Source organism: Olsenella sp. CU969, assembly GCF_905219715.1.
Taxonomy (GTDB): Bacteria; Actinomycetota; Coriobacteriia; order Coriobacteriales; family Atopobiaceae; genus Granulimonas; species Granulimonas faecalis.
This window is the reverse complement of the sequence record NZ_CAJMXC010000021.1, coordinates 16980-27206: the sequence shown is the minus strand read 5'-3', so window position 1 is coordinate 27206 and position 10227 is coordinate 16980. Positions and strand designations below refer to the sequence as shown.

The window sequence follows — 10227 nt, the reverse complement described above, 5'->3', positions numbered from 1 at the left end:
CCCAGCCGGTGGACATGACGCCCATCGACCCCGCCCCCGACGAGTACACCGCCTTCGTGCGCGATTATGTGGGCCGCAACCTGGCCGAATGCGGCTACGGGTCACTGGCGGGCAAGCTGACCGACGCCTACGGCCCCGGCTACGTCACGCTTGTGCCCGCGAGCGACGACGGCTCCTACATCGACGCCTCGGTAAAGGAGTCGCTCGCCCAGTACGTGGTGGTCTCCCAGGACGTGGCGCCCAACACGCAGTTCACCATGGAGCCCACCACGGCCACCAACGGCGAGGTCTACGACCTCATCAGCTCCCAGTCCCTCGAGACCGTGAGCCTGTCGGTGCGCCGCCTGGAGCAGTGAGCGCCTGAAGACACCGGTGGCCCNGTCGCGAACCGTCNCGACCGGGCCACCTTTCTCGGCGACTTTTCCCGCCCGTCTTAGGCGCGGCCGGTGGAGCCGAGGTTGTCCATGTGGGACTTCACGATGGCGCAGATGTTGGCCATGCCGTCNACGGCCGGCTTCTTGGGGTCGAAGACGTCGGGGTTCTTGCCCATGTAGTCCATGAAGCCCTTCATGTACACCTGGCGCAGCTCGGTGGCGTAGTTCACCTTGCACACGCCGTTGCGGATGGCCTCGGCAACCTGGTCGTCGGGCACGCCGGAGGTGCCGTGGAGCACCAGCGGCACGTCCACGCGCTCGCGGATGGCCCTGAGGATGTCCTGCTCGATGTGGGGCGTGCCGTGGTAGACGCCGTGGGCCGTGCCCACGCCCACGGCCAGGGAGGTGCAGCCNGTGCGGCGCACGAACTCCTCGGCCTCGTCGGGGTCGGTGAAGGGGTTGCCCTGGCCGGCGTCGGGGCCGTCGTCCTCCTTGCCGCCCACCTTGCCGAGCTCGGCCTCCACGGGGNTGCCGATGGAGGCGCCCACGCGGGCCNCGGNCTCGNNCTTGCGGANGTTGTCCTNGAAGGTGTCGTGGCTGCCGTCGATCATGACGGAGGTGTAGCCGGCGTGCATGGCGTTCATGCAGAGGTCGAAGTCGCTGCCGTGGTCCAGGTGCAGGGCCACGGGCACGTCGGCGTTCTCGGCGGCGGCGTAGACGAGGCCCACGAAGTAGTCGAGGCCGGCGTACTTTACGGTGCTGGGGGTGGTCTGCATGATCACGGGGGAGTTCTGCTCCTCGGCGGCCTTGATCACGGCCATGACGAACTCGAGGCTCTCCACGTTGAAGGCGCCCACGGCGTAGTGGTTCTCCTGGGCGTCGAGCAGCATCTCACGGGTGGTGACGAGCATGGCGGTTCCTTTCCGGTGCAGGGTGTCTGTCTTGTCTCGGCGGGTGGCCCGCCGTCGTTCTGTCACTCGCCGTCGGCGATCCGTTCGACGACGGTCCGGCCGCGGAGCTCCTCGGCCACGGCGGGGTCGAAGTTGCCGGTGGCGGGGGAGAGGCAGTTGGCCGTGGCGGCGGCCATGGCGAACTCGAGGGCCTGGGCCGCCCCCATGGAGCGCTCCATGGCCACGGCGAAGGCGCCCACGAGGGTGTCGCCGGAGCCGACGGGGTTCACGACGTCGATGCTGGGCGCGATGCCGCGGAAGGTGCCCTCGGGACAGGCCATGACGGCGCCGTCGGCGCCCAGGCTCACCACGACGAACTCGATGCCGGTGCCGTGGAGGGCGCGGGCGGCGGCCACCACCTGGGACAGGTCGTCGCAGGGACGGCCCGTGAGCTGGGCGAGCTCGTCGGCGTTGGGCTTGACCATGGTGGGCAGCGCGCGGACGCCCTCCTCGAGGAGGAGGCCCGAGGTGTCGAGGATGACGGGCCTGTCCTCGGCCTTCACGGCCGAGACGATGCGGGCGCAGGCATTGGCGCCGAGCCCGGCCGGCACCGAGCCGTCGACGGTGACCACGGCCGCCTTGCGGGCGAGGCGGCGCACCCTCACGAGAAGCTCCTCGAACTCCGTCTCGGTGACGNGGCGGCCGGGCTCCAGGAACTCGGTGGAGGTGCCGCTCGGGTCGAGGGCGTTGATGCAGGAGCGGGTCTCGCCGGCCACCTCCACGAAGTCGTGGGGCACGCCGTCGCGGTCGAGGAGGTCGCGCAGCAGGGCGCCCGCGTGACCGCCGGCGAACCCGCTGGCCACGACGGACGAGCCGCAGGCGGCGACGGCGCGGGCGGCGTTGAGCCCCTTGCCGCCGGCCACGTCGATGACCTCGGTCACGCGCTGGACCTCGCCCACGGCCACGGGCGCCGCGATGCGGTAGGCCTTGTCGATGGACGCGTTGGGTGTGACGGTGACGATCATGGGCTTCCTCCCGGTGCCTTGGGGGCCACGGCCTCTGTGCCTGTCGGCTGGAATGTACCGCGGCCCTGGGCGGGGGAGCCGGCGGCGCGCGGGGGCCGCGTCGCAACCAAACGAAACGCACCGGGGTTTCAGGGCCAGCAAAGCTTGGGTGGGTGCGGTCGTCTGCTTGCTTAGGAAGCAAAAAGCAAGTCGATTTCTTGCTAAAATGCAAGGCAAGGAAAGGAAAACGTCCACAGAACCTGCGCAAAGGAAAGAACCATGGCCCACCAGGAGTCGCAGCACGGCCGTTCGTTCGGAGAGGAGCGCCGTGCCGCCATCATGGAGCTGCTCGACCGCGAGGCCTCGGTCCAGGTGGCCGACCTCGCCGCGCTCTTCGGCGTGTCGCGGGTGACCGTGCGCTCCGACCTCGACGAGCTCGAGGCGGCCGGCCGGCTGCGCCGCACCCACGGCGGCGCCGTCTCGCTNTCCCGGGCGCTCACGGTCTCCATCCAGGACCGCAGGGTCAACGTGAACGTGGAGGCCAAGCGCGCCGTGGGCCGNGCCGNNGCCGACATGGTGGCCGACGGNGACTCCGTGCTGGTGGACTCGGGCACCACGGCCCTCGAGCTCGTGCGCGCCCTGGGCGGCCACAGCGACGTTACGGTGGTGACCTGCGACTTCACCGTGGCCGACCTCATCGACCGCTCCATGCCTTCCGTCGACGCCATCCTCCTGGGCGGCGAGCTCCGCAAGGGTCACCGCTACACCTACGGGCCCATGACCGNGCAGGCCCTGGCGTCGCTCCTCCCTCAGATATCGTTCGTGTGCCCCACGAGCTATGTGCCCGGTCGCGGCCTCATGACCAACTACGCGCCCATGGCCCAGATCAAGCGGGCCATGATGGCGTGCGCCGCGCAGACCGTGGTGCTCATGGATGCCACCAAGGTGGACGCCCCAGGCCTCCTGCTGGTGGACACGCTGGTCGGGGTGGACGCCGTCGTCATGGACCGCGACCCCGACGGGTTGGTGGCGGCCGACCTCGCGGAGCAGGCCCCGGGCGCGCGGCTGGTCCTCACCGGCGAGGTCTGACCNCCTGTCCCATCACTCGGACACTTTTGTCCCACCATAAACCCGACAACCTTCGTCGCCCTGGTTGGGCACTTCGGGTGTCTGCGCGGTGTCGTTCGCACAGCAAAGCCGCACAGTGGGGGGGACGAGCCGCAAGGNGGTCTTACTGNGNGTTCGCCAAGCCCCTCTCGACGCAAGAGGTCTNTGGCGAACGGTTTTCGGGGAACAAGGACCCCTTATCGAACGGCCTGCCGCACAGCAAGGGCACCTTGCGTCGAGAGAGGCTTACTGAGCGGCCTTGGCGTGCGGGCCTGGGGCGCCGCCTACCATTGCCGGCCGGATGGGCGGGCCGGGCGCCCCTGTTGCGCGACCCAGTCTCTCTTCAACGGACAGACGGTAGGTTTTGGACGGCGAACGGGCGCCGCTTTGTTCGTCGGGCATCGAAAACGAACACTGAATTTAATGTTAATAATATACTACCTGTATATAGAGCTGTTCTATTAATCTGATTGCGTGTTAGAAAAATGTCCCCAATAAACATTGATTCCAGATACTGGACGGCCGAGGTCGGCGAACCTAGACTCCTCGGTAAAGACAAACAAAATCGAACGAANACAAACNCCCNTCGAGCCGACCCATGACGCCGCAAGGAGGACCTATGAGTGCAGGTCAGTGCGACCTCTTCTCCCCAGACACCGTCTACCTGCCTGCCTCGGGTCCCCNCGAGGGCGTCCTCAAGGAGGTTTCCGCCGACCTGCTCTCCAAGGGCCTCGTCACCGAGGGCTTCCTTCCCAACCTCCTTGAGCGTGAGCGCGCCTACCCCACGGGCATGGACCTCTCCGTTGTTGACCCGGGCCTCCCCAACTTCGCGGCGCCCCATACCGAGTGCGAGTTCGTGCGCGAGACGCGCCTCGTGCCGGTGCGCCTGGCAAGGCCCGTGCCGTGGGGGGATATGCTCGACCCTTCCCACGAGGTCGAGGTGTCGTTCCTCTTCATGATCCTCAACAAGGACATGGAGGCGCAGACAGGCATCCTCGCCCGCGTGATGGATTTCGTCAACGGTCTCGGCCCCCAAGGGCTGAGAGACTTCTTCTCCCTGAGCGACCCGGCAGAGATCAACGCCTTCCTGACCGAGAGGTTCCCACCGTCGGCCGGGTGATCCCCTGCTGCATCGCCGCACCACCCGCAAGCCGCACCACCTGCGGTGACGGATTCCTGTTCGGCGGTCTCCTCGTTTGCCAGCAAAACGGGCCGCAGCATGCGGCCCCGAAGAAAGGAAATATGACCATGATCAAGATTCTTGCCGCCTGCGGCGCCGGGGTGAACTCCAGCCACCAGATCAAGGACGCCCTTGAGTCCGAGCTCGGGAAGCGTGGCTACGACGTCTCCTGCGACGCCGTGATGATCAAGGACATCACGGCGTCCATGCTCGATAACTACGACATCTTCGCCCAGATCGCCAAGACGGACTTCGGCTTCCCCGTGACCATCCCTGTCGTCGACGCCGGCCCCGTCCTCTACCGCATGCCGGCCATGGCGGCGCCCGTCTACGCCTCCNTCGAGGCCGTCNTCAAGGAGAAGGGCCTCAAGTAGGCAAGGACGCCCGCCAGCTCGGAAGAGAGGAGTTCGGCCCGTGGATGCCATCATCGGTTTCGCCAACGCCGTCTTCACGCCCATCATCGACCTGGGTGCCGCCCCGGTCATGACCATCGTCCTCACCATCATCGCCCTCTGCTTCAAGGTGAGGTTCGCCGACGCCCTCATGGGCGGAATCAAGTTGGGTGTCGCCATCACCGGTATCGGTGCAATTATCAATATTCTCACCACATCGTTCGCCGGGCCGATGAACGCCTTCGTGCAGTCCACGGGTCTGCAGCTCACCATCACCGATGTGGGCTGGGCCCCGCTCGCCACGATCACATGGGCGAGCCCTTACACGCTCTATTACCTGCTCGTCGTGGTCCTGCTCGATGTGGTGANGATCGTGTTCAACCGGACCAACACCATCGACGTGGACGTCTTCGACATCTGGCACCTGGCCTTTGTGGGCCTCGCCTGCATGTTCTTCGGGCAGGCGGCCGGTGTCTCCGGGCCCCTCATGCTCGTGGTCTCCACGGTCCTCGTGCTTTTCATCGGCGCCCTCAAGATCGTCAACTCCGACCTCATGAAGCCCACCTTCAACGACTTGCTCGACGTGCCCGACACCAACCCCATGACCACCACGCACATGAACTACATGATGAACCCGGTGAACATGGTGTTCGACAAGTTCTTCGACCGCTTCCTGCCGTGGCTCGACAAGTACGACTTCGACGCCGCCAANCTCAACTCCAAGATTGGCTTCTGGGGTTCCAAGTTCGCCATCGGCATCTATCTCGGCGTGTTCGTGGGTCTGCTGGGGCATCAGGACGCTAAGCAGATATGCACCCTCGCCTTCACGGGCGGCGTGTGCCTCGAGCTCTTCTCCATGGTGGGCGCCTGGTTCATCGAGGCCATCGAGCCCCTCTCCCAGGGCATCGCCAACTTCGCCACCANCAACAAGCACCTCCAGGGACGCACCCTCAACGTCCNCCTCGNCTNGCCCTTCATCGNCGGTCGNGCCGAGATCTGGGCGGCCGCTAACGTGCTCGCCCCGATCATGCTCCTCGAGTCGCTTGTTCTGCCCGGCAACGGGCTGCTGCCCCTGGGAGGCATCATCGCCATNGGCATCACGCCGTCCCTGCTGGTGGTGACCCGNGGCNAGATGCTGCGCATGGTCATCATCGGCGCCCTCGTCATGCCGCTCTTCCTCTGGGCTGGGACCCTGGTGGCCCCCTTCGTGACCCAGATCGCCCAACAGGTCGGGGCCTTCCCCGACGGCGTGACGGGCATGATCAGCCAGACCACCATGGAGGGACCTGTTGAGAAGTTCCTCGCCTACCTCATCGGCAACGCCACGTCCGGCGACATCACGTTCGTCCTGGGATCCGTGGTGGGCCTGGTCGCCTACACGCTGCTTTTCATCTGGTACCGCCACGAGATGATCAAGCGCAACTACGAGTACGCCAAGCAGGGGAAGTGCCAGCCCGAGACGCTGCTCACCGGCAAGTACACCGAGGGGCTCAAGGCGGCCGCCGAGAAGGCCGCCGAGGGCCAAGGCGACGCCGACGCGTGATTCGCGATCGGCCCGCGTGCCCTTCCCGTTCCCCTCGGCTGTCCCATCACCCGGACACTTTTGTCCCACCGCCGGTCGAACGGGCGGGGAGACAGGTGGCCGGGTGTTCCTGTCACCGCCCTCCACGGCTTCGCCATAGGTGGGCGACGTCCCATGCATGTGTTTGATTTTGTGCGATAGTGGTTGACCGAACAGAGCAGAACAGATGCGAACATACGACGGGAGNAGGTCCCCCATGCTCAAGTCCGAGCGCCAGGATGCCATCCAGCGCCTGTGCGAGGCCCTGGGAACGGTCACCGTGCGCCAGATAGCGGAGGAGCTCCAGGTCTCCGACATGACCGTCCGCCGCGACCTCGAGGAGATGTCCGGCCAGGACCGCGTGGTGCGCGTCCACGGGGGGGCCCGCCGCGTCACCGGGGAGCGGGGTGCCGCNGTCCCGCGGGAGTACACCCACCGGGAGAAGCGNGCCCTNCACGTGGAGGAGAAGCGCGCCGTGGCCGCCCGCGCCGCCGTGCTCGTGGNGCCAGGCGAGACGGTCTTCCTCTGCGCCGGCACCACCATGGAGCGGCTCGCCCAGGTCCTGCCGGCGGGGCGNCTCCGGGTGGTCACCAACAGCCTCTCGGTCTTCGACCTGCTCCGCGACCGTCCGGACACCGAGCTCTGCCTCGTGGGCGGCATCTACCGCGCGTCCACCGACGCCTTCGTGGGCCCCATGGCCGAGAAATCCCTGGAGCCCCTGGGCATCGATGCCGCGTTCATCGGCTGCAACGGCGTCGTNGACGGCGCCGTGTCCACCTCCAACATGGAGGAGGGGCGCTTCCAGAACGAGGTGCTCGAGCGCTCGGACCGCCGCTACGTGGCCTGCGACTCCTCCAAGGTGGGGCGCCGTGACTTCTACACCTTCTACTCCCTCGCCGACGTGGACGCCCTCGTGACCGACCGCCTCNTCGCCGCCGGGGAGGTCGAGGACCTCTCCGCGTANACGGAGGTTCTCAACTAGTCGTTCCAGGGGCCGGTCCCCTCAGAGAAAGGATGCACCAATGCGTATCGTCATCGGTTCGGACGCCGAGGGCATGGCCCTCAAGGAGATCGTCAAGGCCCACCTCCTGGAGTCGGGCCACGAGGTGGTGGACCACTCCGAGGAGCCCTCGGCCGACCTGGTGGACTCCACGGTGGCCGTGGGCCGCGACCTCCTCGAGCACCCCGAGAGCCTGGGCTTTGCCTTCGACCGCTACGGCGCCGGCAGCTACATGGCCGCCTGCAACATGAAGGGCCTCGTGGCCTGCGAGTGCTCCGACGAGCGCAGCGCCTTCATGACCCGTCAGCACAACAACGCCCGCCTCATCTGCATGGGCGCCGGCATCACCGGCCCCGACGTGGCCCGCGGCATCGTCGACGAGTTCCTGAGCGAGCCCTACGCCGGCGGCCGCCACCAGATCCGCGTGGACATGCTCGACAAGATGGCCTAGGCCACCCCGACCCTTAAGGAGACACCCATGATCATCGCCATCGGATGCGACCACATCGTCACCGACGAGAAGATGGCCATCGCCGACCACCTCAAGGCCGCGGGCCACACCGTCGTCGACTGCNGCACCTACGACCACTCTCGCACCCATTACCCCATCTACGGCAAGAGGGTGGGCGAGCTCGTGGCCTCCGGCGAGGCCGATGCCGGGGTCGTCATGTGCGGCACCGGCGTGGGCATCACCAACGCCGTGAACAAGGTGCCCGGCGCCCGCTGCTGCCTGGTGCGCGACATGGCCCCGGCCGTCTACGCCCGCGAGAACCTCGCCGCCAACGTGGTGGGTTTTGGCGGCAAGATCTGCGGCGAGTTCCTCATCGCCGACATCGTGGACGCGTTCCTCGGCGCCGAGTACCACGCCACCCCCGAGAACGACGCCCTCGTGGCCAAGATCGACGGCGTCTGGCAGGGCGACGCCGAGGCCCAGGCGGCCCCCGACTTCTTCGACGAGTTCATCGTCAAGTGGGACGAGGGCCACTACCACGACTGACGTCGCGTGNCACCGGTGCCTGGCCCATCTGTCACTTCTCCAATTTTATGATTGAAGAAAGCGGCTGTCGGGAGGGGGACTCCCGGCAGCCGCTGCCATGCGTGGGACGGATGTGTCCGGGTGGCGGGACGGCCCGGACCTTAGCGCGCCGGCGGCGCGACGCTCTCCCTCTGGATGAGGGTGCCCGGCATGAGGCAGTGGGCCGGCGTGTCGCCCTGCGGTGCCGCCTCGGCCATGGCGTGCTCGAAGGCCCAGCGGCCCACGGCGCGGTTGTCGAAGCGCAGCGACGTGATGCGGTCGTGGGGCAGGACCGTCGCCAGGGAGTCGTCGACCCCCACCACCGAGACGTCTTCGGGCACGCGCCTCCCGGCGTCGTTGAGAGCATCCACGACGCCCAGGNNCATGGCGTCGTTGGAGGCGTAGATGGCCGTGCACTCGGGGATCGCCGCGAGGTGAGCCCCCGCCTCGTAGCCGCTCATGCCGCTCCAGTCGCCCCGGAGCAGGGGAGGCGGCTCGACGCCCCGGGCGACGAGGGCCTCGCGCCACCCCTGCTCGCGAAGGCGCGACGCGATCGACTCCCCCTTGCCGGCCACATGGAAGACCGTGCGGTGCCCGAGGTCGAGGAGGTGGTCCACGATGGTGTGGGAGCACCCGAGCTGGTCGTTGTCCACGGTGGGGCAGAGGGGGTGCTCGAGGTTGGNGATGATGACCATGGGAAGGCCCGCGAGGGGCTTGAAGTCCAGGAAGTCCNCCACCGGCCGCGTGAGGTTGAAGATCATGCCGTCCACCGGGAGCGCGGAGAGGCGCTCCGCAGCAGAGGTGAGCGTGGCGTGGTNAGTGCAGTCCATCTCGATAAGGGTGAGGGCGCAGCCCGCCTCGGTGGCGGCCCGCGTGATGCCGTCGAGGCGGAACATGTTGCCTGTGGCGGTGATGTTGTTGAACATGGCCAGGCCGACCGTACGGTAGCGCCCCTGCTTCAAGGACCGGCCTGCGAAGCTCGGACGGTACCCGAGGGCTCTCATGGCCTCACGCACCTTTGCGGCCGTCTCGGGCCGCACGGAGTCCGACCCGTTTGCCACGCGGGAGACGGTCTGGGCGGAGACGCCTGCCGCCCGGGCGATGTCGGCGAGGCTCGCGGGGCGGGGCCGTGCCATGNGAACCTCCAAGCGCATGTAGGGACGGGTGCCGGCAGGGGAATGACGACGCAACGGCAAGTGTAGCAGCCGTGGGTCACCATGCGGGACATTCCCTTCAGCTACCGTTTACCGACGAAATGTTAACGCTCACATTGCCAGGGTGGACCGCCCCGAGAGGCCGTGGCGATGCCTGCTAGGTTGGGTTGGTCGCAAAAATGTTAGCGATAACATTATCTGTTGAGAGCCGAGGCCCGCGGGCCTNCGGGAAAGGGGAGCAACCATGAACCGTGAAGAGGTCACCGCCATCGGGTTCGAGATCGTCGCCTACTCCGGTGACGCCCGCACCAAGCTGCTCGAGGCCGTCAAGTGCGCCAAGGCCGGGGATTTCGAGGGCAGCCGCGCCCTCGTCGTCGAGGCCCAGGAGTGCCTCAACGACGCCCACAACGCCCAGACGGCGATGCTCTCGGCCGAGGCCGCCGGCGACCATGGCGACCTCGGTNTCATCATGGTCCACGCGCAGGACCACCTCATGACCACCATGCTGCTCCGCGACATCGTGGACAGTCTCGTCGACATCTACCGCTAA

12 protein-coding genes are annotated in these 10227 nt (G+C 67.2%); 9 read left to right on the top strand and 3 right to left on the bottom strand.

The window, feature by feature from the left end; translation table 11 throughout:
- A partial coding sequence (locus tag JX283_RS03840; RefSeq protein WP_204829428.1) for a hypothetical protein occupies positions 1-356 on the top strand: 356 nt, incomplete at its 5' end.
- Positions 357-433: 77 nt separating this feature from the next.
- On the opposite strand, the gene JX283_RS03835 is transcribed toward JX283_RS03840, so the two are convergent.
- Positions 434-1285 (bottom strand): class II fructose-bisphosphate aldolase, encoded by an 852-nt coding sequence (locus JX283_RS03835; protein ID WP_204829427.1) that lies wholly within the window; start codon positions 1283-1285, stop codon positions 434-436.
- Between the two features lie 62 nt (positions 1286-1347).
- A complete protein-coding gene (locus tag JX283_RS03830; RefSeq protein WP_204829426.1) occupies positions 1348-2289 on the bottom strand; it encodes a 1-phosphofructokinase family hexose kinase in 942 nt (313 codons plus the stop codon).
- Positions 2290-2547: 258 nt separating this feature from the next.
- Between JX283_RS03830 and JX283_RS03825 the strand changes: the two genes are divergently transcribed.
- The 7 genes from JX283_RS03825 (at position 2548) to lacB (ending at position 8505) form a co-directional block, all read left to right on the top strand.
- Positions 2548-3357, top strand: coding sequence for a DeoR/GlpR family DNA-binding transcription regulator (locus JX283_RS03825; protein WP_204829425.1), 810 nt, complete (start codon positions 2548-2550; stop codon positions 3355-3357).
- Between the two features lie 637 nt (positions 3358-3994).
- Positions 3995-4495, top strand: a complete 501-nt coding sequence (locus JX283_RS03820; RefSeq protein WP_204829424.1) for a PTS sugar transporter subunit IIA — start codon at positions 3995-3997, stop codon at positions 4493-4495.
- Positions 4496-4623: 128 nt separating this feature from the next.
- Positions 4624-4929, top strand: coding sequence for a PTS sugar transporter subunit IIB (locus JX283_RS03815; protein WP_204829423.1), 306 nt, complete (start codon positions 4624-4626; stop codon positions 4927-4929).
- 40 nt (positions 4930-4969) lie between these two features.
- Positions 4970-6490 (top strand): PTS transporter subunit IIC, encoded by a 1521-nt coding sequence (locus tag JX283_RS03810; protein ID WP_204829422.1) that lies wholly within the window; start codon positions 4970-4972, stop codon positions 6488-6490.
- A 235-nt stretch (positions 6491-6725) separates the two neighbouring features.
- Positions 6726-7490, top strand: coding sequence for a DeoR/GlpR family DNA-binding transcription regulator (locus tag JX283_RS03805; RefSeq protein WP_204829421.1), 765 nt, complete (start codon positions 6726-6728; stop codon positions 7488-7490).
- 40 nt (positions 7491-7530) lie between these two features.
- Positions 7531-7959 (top strand): galactose-6-phosphate isomerase subunit LacA, encoded by a 429-nt coding sequence (gene lacA / locus JX283_RS03800; RefSeq protein ID WP_135978259.1) that lies wholly within the window; start codon positions 7531-7533, stop codon positions 7957-7959.
- A gap of 27 nt (positions 7960-7986) precedes the next feature.
- Positions 7987-8505 (top strand): galactose-6-phosphate isomerase subunit LacB, encoded by a 519-nt coding sequence (lacB, locus tag JX283_RS03795; RefSeq protein ID WP_204829420.1) that lies wholly within the window; start codon positions 7987-7989, stop codon positions 8503-8505.
- Between the two features lie 140 nt (positions 8506-8645).
- Here the strand turns inward: lacB and JX283_RS03790 are convergent, their stop codons facing one another.
- Complete coding sequence (locus JX283_RS03790; RefSeq protein WP_204829419.1) at positions 8646-9659, bottom strand: LacI family DNA-binding transcriptional regulator; 1014 nt, start codon at positions 9657-9659, stop codon at positions 8646-8648.
- Positions 9660-9921: 262 nt separating this feature from the next.
- Between JX283_RS03790 and JX283_RS03785 the strand changes: the two genes are divergently transcribed.
- Positions 9922-10227: a PTS lactose/cellobiose transporter subunit IIA gene (locus JX283_RS03785; RefSeq protein ID WP_204829416.1), complete on the top strand. Its 306-nt coding sequence runs from the start codon at positions 9922-9924 to the stop codon at positions 10225-10227.

Coding starts and splice junctions, on each gene's coding strand:
- lacA (WP_135978259.1), top strand. CDS start 7,531: ATGCGTATCGTCATCGGTTCGGACGCCGAGGGCATGGCCCTCAAGGAG.